Genomic DNA, 13,807 nt, shown 5'->3' on the forward strand with positions numbered 1-13,807 from the left:
TCTTAGGAAATATACGGGGGCCTGTCGGCCGGTGAGCCGCCAGCCTGCGATGCCTCGGATTGAGCGGACGAGTTGTCCAAAGGGTCGCCCCCGTTTGAGCCCTCCAGGGCCGTCACGAAGCTCTCGACCTCAGCCACTCGACTACCAATGACGTCAATTTTCGTGTGGCCCTTTGCGAGCGCAGCCTCTCCGCGCGAGCCAACGGATTCGATCTTCGCCAGAAGTTTTCCGGCGCCATCTTCCATATTGTGCTCAAGCATCGCCATGGCCTTCGCGAGACCCTGCAATTTTGGCGTAGCCATTTCAATTAACTCCGGGTGGCGCTGCAGCGTCTCTAGCCGCAGCTTAAGATGCGCAATCGCGACGAGTGCCGTTAGCCGGTCCACACCTCAGGCGCCGCGGCGATAATTCGCCAGCAGGCTGTCGACCGTCGACCAACCTGCGACCCAAAGCGCGCCTGGTACTGGGCGAGCTCCGGCCGGCAGATCATTCGGCTCGCGCGTCGCGTAGGATCCGCCGATGATCAGGAGAATTGCATTCTTGACGGCGTCGGGGACGTCTGCGTATCCAACAATGGCTGTCACCGTGATGCGCGAGCCAGCTTGAATTGCGGGCCACTGCTGCCCAAACTTCAAAGCAAGAGATGCCTCTAGACCTTCCGCACGCAATTCATAAACGTCGGTGCTTAGAGTCTGGGTTGCCCCAGTAGCGTCAACGTAAGTGACGCTAGACACTGACTGCACGGGCGCCTCAGGCAGGAATGAGAAATCCGAGAACTTGTCGCATTTCATAACGACGGTCTGCGTTGCGAGACGCGTGTTGCAGTATTTTTCTACATACCCGGTTGCGCCGGCAATCATGAGCGCGATGTCATCAGCATCGTCAGCTGCGTCAATGCGCAACCGCAGTTTCACCTCGTCCGTCGAGACAGGCGTGTTGGTTGCGGCAACAGTGATGCTGGCTGGATACCACATCAGACTTTCCTACGCGGCCTTCCACGGCGTCGCACTTCAGCCGCCGGCTCCAACGCTACTGCCCGTTCAATGGTCTGTTCGGAAACGGGAACAGCATAGGCAGCCGCAATCAGACGCATCGCTTCGTCACCAGAGAAGCGATCCGTTTCGTCGCCGGGGTCGAGTGAAAACCCTTCTCCGGCGACACTGGTGGTCATGCGCAGAAGCATTACGCAGTAATACCGGCCGCCTTAAGGGCCGCATCAGCAGCACGAATCCAGGTAACGATCGCGTCGGCCTGGGCCTGCGTCGAATACCCATACGGCGTGGTGTTGGTGGATGCAGTGGCAGCCGGAGGCGTCAGAGCCGGAGTCTGCGTGCCGGCATTATTTACGATCTGCCCACCGGTCTCGATCTTGATTTTGCCGCCATTGGCAACAACCAGGGTGTTGCCGCCATCTGTTTCGTAAATCTTAGGGACGTACGTCGGATCAGCCATTTATCTATCTCCAAAAATGATGGGGCGGCTTTACTGCCGCCCCATATTGGTTACGGCTGAACCAGATACTTGACCGCAGCGGTGTCGAGAAGTTCGCCGTCGAACCGGATCAGGCCAGCGATACCGAGGTCAGGCCAGAACCGCTCGCGCAGAACGCCGATGACCGGTGCACCGACCTTGCGGACCCAGTACTTGCCGAAGTCGCCAAACAGCACCGTCTTGTTGCCGGTGGCGATGGTGGCCATGGCCTGGTTGATGCTGTAATTATAGCCAAGCAGAGTACCGGGGACACCCGCCTTCACGTCGCCCATGGTCCAGATGTACTTGCCGTCGCCGTCCTTCAGCTTGCGGAGGGCCGCCAGCGTCAAGTCGTTGAACATGAAGCGGACCTTCGGCGACTGGCGATAGGCCGGGTCGACCGAGTGGACGAGGTCAATAATTTCGTCGTAGATGATAGCCGTGGCCGACGCAGCGGTCTTGCCAGCGCTGGCGGCGGTCACGATGCCATTCGGCGCCGAAGTACCGCTCCCGGTCGTGAGCTGCAAGTTCGACAGGCGACCGAGACGCTCACCAAGCAAGTCAGCGAGCAGCGATTCCATGTTGAAGATGGAATCCTGCGCCAGCTGCCACGAGAACCTAACGAACTTCGTGTTAAAGTCGTAAGCCTCAAGCTGCTTCTGACCGAAGGCCGCATCCGCAGAACCGTCGTCAGTCAGCGCGGTGCCTTCACTGCCCTGCACACCAGTCTTCGACGTGTCGTCAACGGTCGGGATCGGCAGTGCGTTACCGGCCGAGGTATTCAGTTCGCTAACGATCGAGCCGTCATACATCGGCCCCCACATCTTCATGGACCGAACAAGCATGTCCTGCAGCTCAACCGGAACGGTGTATCCACCGGCCGAGTTGGTGCCGCCGGTCTGGATGCGCTTTTCCATGTCCTGAACGACGCCAGCACGCAGAACGGCGCGCTCTTCGGAATCGAGGGCATCAAGCGATGCGCCGCCGGCAATGAACTTGAAGAACACCTGACGATATTCAGGCTTATCGCCCTCATCCGCACCGCGCGTCTCGTCCTCGCCACTGGCAACAGGGCGCTTGGCCTTGCGCGCGGCAGCAGCACGTTCCTCGGCAGCCTTTTCGGCCGCAACAACGCGCTCTTCGCGCTCGATGTGCTTCTCAACCTTGTCGAATTCGGCCATAATGTCGTCATGGCGCTTTTCGAGTTCAGCCGTGCGCGACTCGTCGGTGTTCTTACCAACTTCGTCAAGCGCAGCGCGCGCCTGGGTCAGCAACTGGCCGCGTTTTTCCTGGAGTTCAGTCAAGTTCATAGTAAGTCCTCAAAATGAAATGCCGCTCAGCGGCGCGTGGTTGAATGGCAGGACGCTAATTGCGTCTGCCCACCGGCTCTAAGCCGGGTGACTACGTGGCGTCCTGCCGGATCCCACGAATTCTCTGTTCGAATTTTGCCTTACGCTCAGCAAGGCGTCGCTTCGCGGCGGCGTCGTTTGCGGCGCGCTTGTCTGCTTCAGCCCTGGCGGATTCGACTTCCTTGCGTGCCGCCTCAAGCGAGCGCGCAGCAAGGGTGGTGTCGTCATAGGCCGGGAATGCAACCGCACTCACCTCGTAAAGCTCAACCGCCTCAATCGTGCGGACAGGCTTTTCCGGATCCGTGTCGTCCCACTGCTGCTTCGTGACCCGGAAGCCAAAGCTCATGCCGGAGATGTCGCCACGCTCCACAAGCGTCCAAAGATCATTGCCGTCGCTGGTATCTGGAACGTCGACCTCGACGCGCAGACCCTTCGTGTCCTGCGAAAGTCGCAGCGTGCCAGATTTAGTGCGGCCAATAACCCGGCCAGTGTCATGATCAACCAGCGCGCGGACGTCAGCGCTCATAGCGGAGTCGAATGCACCAGGCGCAATCTGCTCCTGAAAATAGCCGCCGATATCCGTCAGCGAATTGAACACCGCGGCGTACCCAGACAGGGTGCGCTTATCACTACCCGCTCGCACCTCGACACCGAGGCTTCCACCACGCCGCTCAATCTCAGTCATGCTGCTTTAGGTTCCTTGGGAGCATTGCCCGCGTCCGAGCCTTGCTTGTTGTCGTTCGTTGGCGTGGCCACCACAGGCTGCGTGCCCAGCGGCACAGTGGCGCCCTGAATCAGGAGCTTGTCCGCTTCGCTGCCCTTTGCAGGCAGGTTCTCCAGCGCGCGGACCTCATCAGGCGTACGAATGGCGTTCTGGATCGCCGTGGCATAACCAGTCATTCGGCTGGCGAAGTCACCACGTAGCAGGCCGTCGAGATTGTGCTCGACATAACGGTTGTTATTGCCGCGGCCGAACAGCTTCAAGTTAAGCTCGCCCTCAAACGCCTCGGACCACTGGCCGATAAGGTGCTTGACCAGGTGGAGATCCTGCTGCTCAGCGTTGCTGAACGTCGCCCGCGTCAGATCCTGCAGAAATACCGGAGGCAGCTGATACGCCCGCGCGATTTCCTCGATCTGGAATCGCCGCGCGTCCGTCATCTGACCCTTTTCAGGATCAAACCCAACCGGCTTCAACTCATAACCGGACGGGACCGGGAAAACCGCCTCGCTGTTGGACTTGGCCGCATCGATCGTGCGCTTGATGTCCGCCTGAGCGCGCTTGATAGCTTCCGCGCCAGCTGGCAAGGGACCAACAAGAGCAAGTGGAGGAACGCCGCCGCCTGCAAAGAAGTAGCTGGCGTAGTCGTTCATAGCCAGCGCGAGCTGAATCGCCTTCGAGGCCAGGACGATCGGGCCATAATGCCGAACACCGCACGGGCGCAGCATAAACGGCAGATCGATGATATCCTCTGACGGATAATCCTTGCCATCGAAGCTGTAGACCAGCTTCAGACCGTGGCGACGGATTGTCGTCTTGTAGGGATTCATAGGCCAAATGGCCTCGATCCCCTGCGGAGCGCGCTCGATCCAAGCTAATCCGCGGCCACCGGTAAAGACCTGCTGCCAAAAATACTGACGAAACTTGAAGCTATCCATTTCGTCGTTCGGCGCGTCATGGATAACAGACTCAAGTTTGCCGCTGACCTTCTTCGGGCCGTCCTTCGTGTCTCGATACGCATGAAGTGGCAGGGCAGCCATCGTGCGAGAGAGAAAAGCAACCGCAGCAGCAACAGCAGGCACAGTAAGTGCACTATCGACCGTGACATGCGGCAGATTCGCTTGGTTTAAGCCAAAAAACGCCAGGAAATCCGGAGAACTAACCGGAATCGTCTGGTTTTGGATGTTTCTGGCCTCGCTTTTATTCGCCCTGTCAAAAGGCCACATCAATCAAGCGCCAATCTGTGCGAGCGAGAAGCTCGGATCATCCCATGGAGAAGCCACGCGACCACCGTCACCAGCCCCATCGACTGCGGCGCCGACTGCCATGCAGAGCGCTACAGCAGCGTCAATGCGCCTGTGGGACTTGTCTTTGACGAGGTACTTGTTGCCGAGCGGATCTGGCGTGCTGAACGTCGCCGCCATAAGTGCAGTCATCAGAACCGGGCTGCTCCGCAGCCTAATTCGCCCGTCAATAATGAGCGATTCCAGTTCGCGGATTGAGCCTGGCATCCACAAACCGCCAGGCTCCGGCAGCCCTTCGGCTTTTGCCTTCTCAACGAGCTCTTCGCTGGGCTTGTTACGCCGGTTACCGCCCTGAGGGTGGTCCCGGTAAGTCAGCTCCAAGCCAATCTTGCCGCACTCTTCCTGAAACTCGGCAAAGGCGTAGTTGTCGTAAGCGACGGCCTTGATATCGAACTTCTTACTGGCCTGCTGCACATCGTACGCAACGTAGTCGTATCGGATGCGCTCGCCTGGAATCGCGTGAAGATAGCCGTCTTTCACCCACTGCAGGTACGGCGCCTTATCCTCGGCCGCGCGCTGCCTTAATGTGTCCGCCGGGGTGAATGGCTCAACCCAAGCATCAAACGTCGGAGCTAAGAAAACGCTGCCGTCAGGACGCTTAACCTCTTTGTGGCCGGTTGGCGTCACATACGCCACCGCGGTCATATCCTTGTGCGACGAAAGGTCGACACCGAGAAAGACCTGCTTGCCTTCGTGCTGCGCAATGTCGAAATCCGTCATGACAGATTCGACGGTTTTGCGCGGCATCCACGACGTATGAGCGTCCGTCCAAACGCAGAAGTACAGTCTCAAAACGCCGGGCGCGTCACTCGGGAAGTTCTTCGCGAAGGCAACCTGCGACGCGATGTATTCCTTGGTGACCGTAATACCCAGCAGCGGATTAGTTTTAATCCAGCAAGACGGATCCTCTAACGGGTCGTCGTCCTTGTCGAGCGCACACACATACGAGAAATATTCGTCCGAACCGTCCCAGGTTTCGCCGACGTACTCGTAAACTTCGTCCGGCGTCTGGGTGCCTGCGGCGACATTGCAGGCCATCTCATGCTCTTTCCAACATACAGACAGCCGATCGCTGCCCGAGTTGGTAATCATCACCAGAAGCGGCTGCCTGCGGAACTTAAAGCCCGCCTCCAGCATACGCATGATCTCTGGGCCCGGGTGCTCGTGCACCTCATCGCAGAGCGCGAAATGAGGCCGCAAACCCGAACCGGTTTTGCCAGCCTCGCGCGACATAGGCCGAAAAAACGACTGCGACCTGTGGTGCGCGATATTGTATTCCCGCGCGAAGCCGCCGCTGAACTTCACCCGACGCGCCAGATCCGGAGATTGCCGGACCATCTTGCAAGCGTCGCGAAACAGAATGCCAGCCTGGTCTTTGGTGGCTGCTGCCGCATACACCTGCGCGCCGGCTTCGCTATCCGCGATCAGGCCATACAGCCCAATCCCACCAACCAAAGGCGACTTACCGCATCCCTTGCCGGCCTCGATGTAGGCCCGTCGAAACCGCCTGCTGCCGTCCGCCCGCTTCCAACCGAACAACGAGCCGAGAATGAATACCTGCATCGGCTGCAGGACGAACGGCTGATTGTCAAACTGGCCTTCGCTGAGCTTCAGCTTCTCTTCAAAGAAGCGGAATACCCGAACAGCTGCAGCATCATCCCAAAATATTCCGCGCTCGGCACCGCGGGCTAGATCGTCGAAATGACGACGGCAGGCATTTCGTACATGAGGGCCAGCGACAATAATTCCATCAAGTACCGCCCGCGCGTATGCCGAAACTCTGTCCAGCGCCTCAGTCGAGGATGTCGTCTTCGTCCTCGTCATCGTCCGGCAATGCCACCTTGCTCGCGTCTGATGGGGTTGCGCCCATCTGGCCAAGGCACTGCCTAAGAAGATTGAGGGCCTGGACGCCGCACTCCTCGCCGGCCATCAGCCTGGCTCTAATGATTGTTGCGATCTCAACGACACCGCGGTGCGATGCGTTGAGCCACGGAATTTCTTTCTGGAATGTCCGCCACGCCAGCCGTTGCTCGCCGCCCATCCACTCGGGAGGGTCACCCAGCTCGCCGGGCGATTGCGGCTCTTTGCGATTCTTGAAGCGTTGCGGGTTTTTCTTGTCCGCCGCTTCAACCGCAGCTTTGGCGCGTGGTACTCGCGGCCTAGCCACGATTCAGACCCATATTTTGAATTGTGGATGCGTGAATTTTTGGGGGCCGCCGGTAGCTAGTGGCGAACGTAAGAAAGTTTCAATACAGCCCCGGTATCTTGTAATTTTATTGCCATTACACCGCAATACCGTAATAAAGCTGCCAGTATCCGCCAAATATTGTAATATTATTGCTTTGGCATCTGGTATACGTTAAATCGGCCAGCCATCCGGCCCGAACGTCACCACCACCTGCCCTAAGTCCTCGCGCTGGCCTTCGCTGTCGTGGTGTGCCTTGCACAATGACTCAAATGGGCCGTACCAGAACCGCTCTACATCGCCTTTATGGCCGCCGTCAGCGTGGTGCACAACAGTAGCCACCTCGACCACGTCCATTGCTAGGCAGCGCTGACACAGCGGCTGAACGGCTAGCTGGGCGTCCCTAGTGCGCTTCCATCGAGCCGTGCTGTAGAGCTTACGATACTCGGCAGCTTGGGCAGAGCGTGGGTCAGTCACGCAACCCTAGTCTGCTCATCACTTGGCACAAACACCAAGCGCCAGCCTGCCTGCTCAAGCGCCTCAACGACATCCTCAGCCGCGCTGTCCGGGTCGTCGTGATCCCACAGCTCCTCAGCGATAATGTCGACTGGCTTGCGAGCGTGGACCATGGCACCGGTTAATAAGAAACAGCAGCACAGCTGTGTGCCGCAGATAAACCAACGGCGGGGAAATTAACCCCGGTGGCCAGGGCCATCTCGGGGGCACCACTGAACGTGCGTGCAAGAAAACGGCGGGGCAGAAAAATTGCCCCATGCTCTTTAGTAAACGGGGTGGCGGGCAAGCCGAAAGTCTAGGCTGCTGCTTTATCCCAGAACGTTTTGGCCACGTCCTTGATCTCTTGCTTGCCGGCGCGCTCCAACGTGTCGTCCGACCCGGTAGCGCCTATGTGTCGCCCGACTTCGCGGTACGTGTGCGGCCCAACTGCCATATCGAGCACCACGGCGTCAGAACCAAGCCAAGCTCGCATTCTCTGGGCGTCAATGTGTCTAGCCATCTCCACTTCTGCATCCACTTCGGCATCGGGTGGCATCTGGCTCTTGGTACGCCGAATCTTCGGCGTTTGTGTCTCACCATGAAGAGATGGTCTGTATCGCGGCTCGTGGCTAGGCTCGCCATCCCTCATGGCATCGTCTCGGTAAATCGCGATCAAATCTTCGGCCGACCTCTCGTACCTATTCGTTTCCCACTCTGTGGGCCGGACTCCCGGGTCATTGTCGTTGGCGGCCAACTGCGGAGCGCCATCATGGTAGTCTGTCATCCAGAGACGAAGCGCGCCCAATGAAAACATATCGCCCTCTCGTTTCAGGGCGCTAAGTATTGGATATGGCTTACGATTCGCCGCAATCGCAACTTCAGGCCGCCGCATTGGTCGCCTCATTGTCATTCATCGCGTCAGCCACATGGCTTCCTTCTTGGCCGGTAATTTTACGGTACAAAAACGCTCTAACCTTCTCCAGATTACCAATCTGAAATTTATACAACGGCCTTCCGTGGCCGGTTGTTGACTTGTGTGCAGCATAAAGAATTTGCGCTTGGTCATTGTTAATGTCTTGTCTGTAGTACTTCAGCATCCAGTGAGAAAATACAGACCACTGCGGTTGGCTCATCTCACAGCCCGGTTTCAAAAATTTCTGCCCGCTCCTTGGGTCGGTCCAGTACCTGTCATCCCCGCTCCTATCCACCTTGTCATCACCGTACCAACAGCACGTCCCGTTGTCGTTCACGACAAGATATTTGATTCCAGATTCGGCATATCTTCGTTCTTGCTCGTGCTGCTTTTCCTGGAGCGGGGTCCATCCGAACCTGCCATCAGGGTCATAGCCCTGAGATTTGACGTCAACAAAGATCAACTCTCCGGTGTCCCAGTTTTTGGCGACTAGGTCGGCACGGCCCACTGGTGCGGAGTTGCGAAATACGTCATATCCTTGACGCATCAGCCATGTGACAGCCACGTGCTCGTTTATCGCACCCTTTACCGCATAGAGCACCTTACGCCTTCCGCCATCTGGCGTGTCGATAAACGATTCCACAGGAACAACTGGGTTCTTTCCCATTCCTCTTCCAGCCATCACTTCCATTCCACGTTATCATTCGCCGCAACCGGCTCACCCAACCATCCACGCACCGCAGACACGGCCTGCATCGCGCTGTCGGCCTCCGTGGCAGCCCTAATCACCGCCTGGTATGAAAACCCCAGCCGAGCCAGCAGAGCGTGCCTGTCTCGTTGCTCGGGCGACAGGCGGCCCTTCTCGGTTTTATTCTCAATCAGCCCAAGCCGCCCGCCCTCCAGGTAGACCCGCAAATCGTGTTCGCCCGGGGTGAGACCGGTTGCCTTGGCGATTGCTGCGGTCTGCTTGCCTCGCCTGCCTGCCGCCATATCGCCGGCAATCGTGAACCGCTTGTTGAATTCCGGCATGGCCCGCAGGGCGCGAACCTGGCTGGCCTGCAGCCGCCACTCGGGTACGGCTTTGGTGAGCCGTACGACCTTCGTGCCGTTCCGGAGTGTGGTGGTTTTGATGCCCATGGACAGTAGTGGGCATGGGCATGGGAAATACTAAATCGGCGTCTGGTGGTCGCGCCAACCAACTAGCCACCTCACCACCCGAGGTGGACGTGGCGAGGTGGTGTGAAAACAAACTCTTCACCACCACCTCACACCACCCCACCCCCTAAAGGGGTGGGGGTGGTGGTGTGAAGGTGAATCTTCCGCCTCGTGGTGTGATTTCACACCACCTCAAAATCGAGGTGGCTAGAGGTGGCTAGGTGGCTAATTTCACACCACCTCATGAGGTGGTGTGAAACAACAAAAAACCCGCCACTTGGGCGGGTCGAGGTTGCTATTAGACGGCCTCTTGGCCTGGCCTACATGGTCTAATAAATTTGATCTTTCGGTTGAAGTGCTTCGGGTCTGGCTCGTCCACAGCCTCCAGAATACCGTTCTCAATCCACGCATCCAGAGCCGCCTTGATGCGCCGTTTTTCGGGCGTCATGGCGCGGCCTGTCTCCAAATGGACGCCCATTGCGCTGGCCAGCACATAACCCGCCCAGTCGTCCGATTGCGCGCTCTCGCGGCAGCTCTGGTTGGCCAAGCGCACCAGCACCTCCTTGCGCACGATGTCGGGGATCTGAGCTGCTACCTCATCTTTGGATGGCCAGTGCCATTCCGTGACCACAGGGGCGAAGTCCTGAGGCTTAGTCATCCCTCGCCCATTACCCAACGGCACGCCCTCTAGGCGGCGCCAATCAAGCTTGTGAGACAGTGGCGCGAGGTTTGCCTTGCCATGATTGATGCTGAAGTATCCGAACCGATCCTCCTTATCCAGGTTCGCCTTTACGGCCTGATCCTCGGACATCCGGTTGAGAACCCTGACCGAGCGCGCGGCACCGATAAGAGCCACGGCACCGCGGGCGTCCTCAACGGTCGCCTCGCGGTCGGCCAGCTTGCGCAGGTGGTGGACGATATCGATGGCACAATTGGTGCGGTCCGCAATTTGTGCCCACAGCTTGGCCACCTTGTCGATCGCGCCGTTATCGTTTTCGTTCACTTGGTGGGTCGACACGAAGGGGTCAACGATTTTTACGTCAATCTGGTTGGCCTCAATCTGATTGACGATGGCCTCAACCACCGGCTCAACGATGCGAACGCCAGACTTCTTGTCCTCCTTGGCAATTACCAGTTCCTGTTCGCGCCCAGTATCGAGGAACAGCCGCCCGTTGATGTCTTCGGCTGAAATCTTGTACTTGATGCACGCCGCCATGATACGGCGCTCCAACTCGTCCCGGGGATCCTCACTGTTGAAGAGCCATACCCGGAGCGGCCCTGGCGGCTTTACGCCGGCCAGCGCCCTGCCCGTCACCATGGCCAATGCCTCTACAATACTGTTGGCCGTTTTGCCCAAGCCGCCTGGCGCCACGGTCACGGAAACGTACTTCCGGATGTAGTGGGTGCCGAACGCGAACTCGCGTCGCGGGAGCTTGGTCGGGTCTTTCCACTGGAACGGTGTGGCCGTGAGTGGCTGTTGCTTGTCCTGCTTCACCGGTTCGCTGTCAGAAATTTTGGTATCTTTTTCTGACACATCGTCCGCTGGCTGCTGGACGGGTGGCTCGGCTTTTGCTTTCGCCTTCCTCAGACCATTCTCAATCATGCGGCTGATGTCCACCAGCCTAGTATTGTCCTGTTCGGGTTGCGGGATATCGCGCGGTGAACGGCGCCCGGCCGCCAAGCCGTTTTCAATTGTCTTACAGCACCGCGCCCAGTCCCTGCCCCAGCCTCGCGCAACGTCCTGCAGCAAGGCCCGCGCCTCGGACTCCGGCAATGCGCCAGCCCCGACGAAAGTACCTAAGGCAAAGCTGGCGTCGTTGAGACGGTTGTTACGGTTGCCCATCGGCTCCGCAGCGAGCTCGGCCAGCTCCCGGTCCACTGCGGCGTTTACATAGGCGCTGTTGGTGTGAGCGGATCCCGTGGGCTGGTGGCTGGCCGGACGCTCGCGCCTGACAACGAGATCAAGCAGCCACTGCGGGGCTTCAACCGGCTTAAGGTCGTTGTCCCACTCATACCGGCCGCCGGCTAGCGTAACGCTGCCAGGCGCGATGACGTAACCACCATCACCACGGACGTCGATGCCAGGCCCAAGATTGCCGCGGTTGCGCACGCCTTGCACATGGCGGAAATAGTAATGCTTGCCGCCGCTGGCTGTGGTGGCGGTCAGCGTGGCGGGTAACGGCTCGTATTCCTCCTCAAGGGCAGCCAGCGTCTCGTGGCCGTCATGGCGCGGGTCAATGTCCAGCACCCACGCGCCGATACGCTCGCCAGTCGGCACACCAACCATTGCGGTCGGATTGTCCTGCCACCAGCGCCGTACGATGTGCGCAAATCGGGTTGCGGCCTTGAAGCCATTGTCGGTGATCGGCGTCTTGACCTTGAGGACTTCTACCTCGCCCGTTTCCGGATCATATTTTGTCTGCCCGGTGATGCGGTCGGTCGCCTCTTCGTCCGCAGCCCGACACGGAAAAACCGGCCAGGTTCGGCCGGTGATGTAGGACAATGCGACGTCGATGGGCTGGGTGGTGGCTTCAATCTGCATGATGCCCCTCGCTGCTGAAGCTTGGCGTCACCGCACGCCAAATCGTGTAACCGTAATGCTGGCGCATATGCTCAATGATGTGCTCGGCCAGTTCGCGCTCACTGACAATCTGGCCGTAGTTCAGCGCGGCGTAGTCGCTGATGGCGCTCTCAAGTGCGTCCTGCGGCGTCATCAATACGGCACCTCCTTGGAAATGATCTCCCGCATGCTTTCGGCATACCCCTGTAGGATGCACCCCAAGAAGGTCGACCACTCCTCTGGCTCCAGCTGCGCCAAGTCTGTCTTACCAATGCTGTCCAGATACTCGCCGCCAACATTGCCGCCATCCTCAAGCGCGCGGCGCTCATACCCATCAATTGCCTTACGTGCCATGTGATAGATCCTCGGAAGTTTCGAGCGAATGCCATTGTGCGTCCCATCCAAGCACTCCCAACACACCCACTTGACCGGCGCGCGATCGTGCGGAGACCAGCCGATGTTGTCGTGCCGGCGTTTGCAGATCAGGCAGGTGCCTACAGGGTTGATCTCGGTCATGCGGCACTCGTCTGCAACAGGTTATCGTTGGCGGCGAACTTATCCGTCTGATTGCCCCACGCCGTCCAACCTGGCCACGCTTGACGCGCAAACAGTTCCAAGTACGGACCAGCCACCAAACGCTCGATGCGTCCATACTGCTCGTCCGGTTTGCGGCTGTGCTCGCGTCGTGGAGCCTCAATCTTCTGTCGAACGTCAGCATTCAGGCGCTTGGGTTTGCCGCGCGTGTACAGCTTGCAAATCTCCATTTCCTGGCGAGTCCAATAGCCCATACCGAGACGGCCTTTGTCCCAAATGAAGGCAACGCTCTTCGGTGTGAAACCCCAAGCTTTGGCCAAGTCTGTAGCTTCGTCCTGAAGGTGCGAAACAGTCCACATGAACAGGATGCAGTCGCGCGCGGCCACATCACCAATGCGCATGGCTTTGAGATCGGCCAGTGACATGACTGGATACGGCTGCTCGGCGCGAGTTGGTGCAACGTCCTTGCCGCCGTATGTACGGAAGGACCATGGCGGGTCAGCCAAGATAGCTCCGAACGGACCCTGCGGGAGTTCGATCACGTAGCCTTCTCCATATCCCGCAGCGTCGCATAGTCCCTGAAGCAATCGATGAATTCGCCCTTTGCTCGCTCCGGCGACCAATATCGCAGTTCGATACCAAGCGGTTCAAGCGTATTGCTCCATTCTGTATCGCACAGCGACATGTTCTGGCTTGCCTCATCATACAACATGCGCCTATCAGCCTCTTTCACCTGCGTGGGCAGTGTCAGAGGAAGACCGAACTTCCATGAAATCTCAGCCCAGTTGCGAGCCTCTATATCCTTGTACCCGGTCAAGTACGGCTTGGTGGGCCGCGGCACATCGGTGACATATGCCTCGGTTCCATCGTGCAGCAGACCACACAGGGCAACCAACGCACCGTGCCTGGGATAGAGCCAGCGTGCGATATGCACGCTGTGCTCTGCGACGCTGTAAAATTTCAGGCAGTGCCCGCCGAAGCGGCACAGCATTGAAAGCGCGTGCGCGATATCGAGAATGTCAATGTCTTCTGGTCTGGGATCGATCGGCCAATATTGCTTGCCGGTGTAGGTCTGGATCCAGTCGCCTTGTCGTGTCACAGTGTGCCCCGTCAGTCGGGTTGCA

The 13,807-nt window shown here is 58.6% G+C and carries 18 protein-coding genes; all 18 read right to left on the bottom strand.

From position 1 onward, the window contains the following. Positions 1-2: 2 nt before the first annotated feature. Positions 3-386, bottom strand: a complete 384-nt coding sequence (locus AC5V87_RS23015; RefSeq protein WP_495367851.1) for a hypothetical protein — start codon at positions 384-386, stop codon at positions 3-5. Between the two features lie 3 nt (positions 387-389). Then, positions 390-974 carry a head-tail connector protein gene (locus AC5V87_RS23020; protein WP_495367852.1) on the bottom strand — a complete coding sequence of 195 codons (585 nt, stop codon included), beginning with the start codon at positions 972-974 and terminating at the stop codon, positions 390-392. After that, a complete protein-coding gene (locus AC5V87_RS23025) occupies positions 974-1,171 on the bottom strand; it encodes a hypothetical protein (RefSeq protein WP_495367853.1) in 198 nt (65 codons plus the stop codon). Before AC5V87_RS23025 ends, AC5V87_RS23020 begins: the two co-directional genes overlap by 1 nt. A gap of 11 nt (positions 1,172-1,182) precedes the next feature. Next, the gene (locus AC5V87_RS23030) at positions 1,183-1,452 is read right to left on the bottom strand and encodes a hypothetical protein (protein ID WP_495367854.1); all 270 of its coding nucleotides are present in this window, start codon (positions 1,450-1,452) and stop codon (positions 1,183-1,185) included. Positions 1,453-1,502: 50 nt separating this feature from the next. After that, a complete protein-coding gene (locus tag AC5V87_RS23035) occupies positions 1,503-2,780 on the bottom strand; it encodes a phage major capsid protein (RefSeq protein WP_495367855.1) in 1,278 nt (425 codons plus the stop codon). Positions 2,781-2,871: 91 nt separating this feature from the next. After that, positions 2,872-3,504 carry an HK97 family phage prohead protease gene (locus tag AC5V87_RS23040; protein WP_495367856.1) on the bottom strand — a complete coding sequence of 211 codons (633 nt, stop codon included), beginning with the start codon at positions 3,502-3,504 and terminating at the stop codon, positions 2,872-2,874. Further along, positions 3,501-4,763, bottom strand: a complete 1,263-nt coding sequence (locus tag AC5V87_RS23045) for a phage portal protein (RefSeq protein ID WP_495367857.1) — start codon at positions 4,761-4,763, stop codon at positions 3,501-3,503. Before AC5V87_RS23045 ends, AC5V87_RS23040 begins: the two co-directional genes overlap by 4 nt. A 3-nt stretch (positions 4,764-4,766) precedes the next feature. After that, positions 4,767-6,665 carry a terminase large subunit gene (locus AC5V87_RS23050; RefSeq protein ID WP_495367858.1) on the bottom strand — a complete coding sequence of 633 codons (1,899 nt, stop codon included), beginning with the start codon at positions 6,663-6,665 and terminating at the stop codon, positions 4,767-4,769. Continuing rightward, the gene (locus AC5V87_RS23055) at positions 6,634-6,882 is read right to left on the bottom strand and encodes a hypothetical protein (protein WP_495367859.1); all 249 of its coding nucleotides are present in this window, start codon (positions 6,880-6,882) and stop codon (positions 6,634-6,636) included. The genes AC5V87_RS23050 and AC5V87_RS23055 overlap by 32 nt, the downstream gene beginning before the upstream one ends. Before the next feature lie 318 nt (positions 6,883-7,200). After that, entirely contained in the window at positions 7,201-7,383 is a 183-nt protein-coding gene (locus AC5V87_RS23060; protein WP_495367860.1) for a hypothetical protein, read from the bottom strand. A 454-nt stretch (positions 7,384-7,837) separates the two neighbouring features. Continuing rightward, positions 7,838-8,335, bottom strand: a complete 498-nt coding sequence (locus AC5V87_RS23065; RefSeq protein ID WP_495367861.1) for a hypothetical protein — start codon at positions 8,333-8,335, stop codon at positions 7,838-7,840. Between the two features lie 64 nt (positions 8,336-8,399). Then, positions 8,400-9,125 carry a YraN family protein gene (locus tag AC5V87_RS23070; protein ID WP_495367862.1) on the bottom strand — a complete coding sequence of 242 codons (726 nt, stop codon included), beginning with the start codon at positions 9,123-9,125 and terminating at the stop codon, positions 8,400-8,402. After that, complete coding sequence (locus tag AC5V87_RS23075; RefSeq protein ID WP_495367863.1) at positions 9,116-9,571, bottom strand: VRR-NUC domain-containing protein; 456 nt, start codon at positions 9,569-9,571, stop codon at positions 9,116-9,118. Before AC5V87_RS23075 ends, AC5V87_RS23070 begins: the two co-directional genes overlap by 10 nt. Before the next feature lie 316 nt (positions 9,572-9,887). After that, positions 9,888-12,131 carry a bifunctional DNA primase/polymerase gene (locus AC5V87_RS23080; RefSeq protein WP_495367864.1) on the bottom strand — a complete coding sequence of 748 codons (2,244 nt, stop codon included), beginning with the start codon at positions 12,129-12,131 and terminating at the stop codon, positions 9,888-9,890. Beyond that, the gene (locus tag AC5V87_RS23085) at positions 12,121-12,303 is read right to left on the bottom strand and encodes a hypothetical protein (protein WP_495367865.1); all 183 of its coding nucleotides are present in this window, start codon (positions 12,301-12,303) and stop codon (positions 12,121-12,123) included. The genes AC5V87_RS23080 and AC5V87_RS23085 overlap by 11 nt, the downstream gene beginning before the upstream one ends. Then, positions 12,303-12,665, bottom strand: coding sequence for a DUF6511 domain-containing protein (locus AC5V87_RS23090; RefSeq protein ID WP_495367866.1), 363 nt, complete (start codon positions 12,663-12,665; stop codon positions 12,303-12,305). Before AC5V87_RS23090 ends, AC5V87_RS23085 begins: the two co-directional genes overlap by 1 nt. Next, positions 12,662-13,225 (bottom strand): MT-A70 family methyltransferase, encoded by a 564-nt coding sequence (locus tag AC5V87_RS23095; protein ID WP_495367867.1) that lies wholly within the window; start codon positions 13,223-13,225, stop codon positions 12,662-12,664. Before AC5V87_RS23095 ends, AC5V87_RS23090 begins: the two co-directional genes overlap by 4 nt. Then, on the bottom strand, positions 13,222-13,782 hold the full coding sequence (locus AC5V87_RS23100) for a phosphohydrolase (RefSeq protein ID WP_495367868.1): 561 nt from the start codon (positions 13,780-13,782) through the stop codon (positions 13,222-13,224). Before AC5V87_RS23100 ends, AC5V87_RS23095 begins: the two co-directional genes overlap by 4 nt. Positions 13,783-13,807: the final 25 nt, after the last annotated feature.

This window comes from Bradyrhizobium sp. SOJA106 (assembly GCF_059448745.1).

Bases quoted from the DNA above. Each gene is read 5' to 3' on its own strand.
- AC5V87_RS23020 (WP_495367852.1), bottom strand. From the start codon at position 974: ATGTGGTATCCAGCCAGCATCACTGTTGCCGCAACCAACACGCCTGTC.
- AC5V87_RS23025 (WP_495367853.1), bottom strand. From the start codon at position 1,171: ATGACCACCAGTGTCGCCGGAGAAGGGTTTTCACTCGACCCCGGCGAC.
- AC5V87_RS23030 (WP_495367854.1), bottom strand. From the start codon at position 1,452: ATGGCTGATCCGACGTACGTCCCTAAGATTTACGAAACAGATGGCGGC.
- AC5V87_RS23035 (WP_495367855.1), bottom strand. From the start codon at position 2,780: ATGAACTTGACTGAACTCCAGGAAAAACGCGGCCAGTTGCTGACCCAG.
- AC5V87_RS23040 (WP_495367856.1), bottom strand. From the start codon at position 3,504: ATGACTGAGATTGAGCGGCGTGGTGGAAGCCTCGGTGTCGAGGTGCGA.
- AC5V87_RS23045 (WP_495367857.1), bottom strand. From the start codon at position 4,763: ATGTGGCCTTTTGACAGGGCGAATAAAAGCGAGGCCAGAAACATCCAA.
- AC5V87_RS23050 (WP_495367858.1), bottom strand. From the start codon at position 6,665: ATGACGAGGACGAAGACGACATCCTCGACTGAGGCGCTGGACAGAGTT.
- AC5V87_RS23055 (WP_495367859.1), bottom strand. From the start codon at position 6,882: ATGGGCGGCGAGCAACGGCTGGCGTGGCGGACATTCCAGAAAGAAATT.
- AC5V87_RS23060 (WP_495367860.1), bottom strand. From the start codon at position 7,383: ATGGACGTGGTCGAGGTGGCTACTGTTGTGCACCACGCTGACGGCGGC.
- AC5V87_RS23065 (WP_495367861.1), bottom strand. From the start codon at position 8,335: ATGTTTTCATTGGGCGCGCTTCGTCTCTGGATGACAGACTACCATGAT.
- AC5V87_RS23070 (WP_495367862.1), bottom strand. From the start codon at position 9,125: ATGGAAGTGATGGCTGGAAGAGGAATGGGAAAGAACCCAGTTGTTCCT.
- AC5V87_RS23075 (WP_495367863.1), bottom strand. From the start codon at position 9,571: ATGGGCATCAAAACCACCACACTCCGGAACGGCACGAAGGTCGTACGG.
- AC5V87_RS23080 (WP_495367864.1), bottom strand. From the start codon at position 12,131: ATGCAGATTGAAGCCACCACCCAGCCCATCGACGTCGCATTGTCCTAC.
- AC5V87_RS23085 (WP_495367865.1), bottom strand. From the start codon at position 12,303: ATGACGCCGCAGGACGCACTTGAGAGCGCCATCAGCGACTACGCCGCG.
- AC5V87_RS23090 (WP_495367866.1), bottom strand. From the start codon at position 12,665: ATGACCGAGATCAACCCTGTAGGCACCTGCCTGATCTGCAAACGCCGG.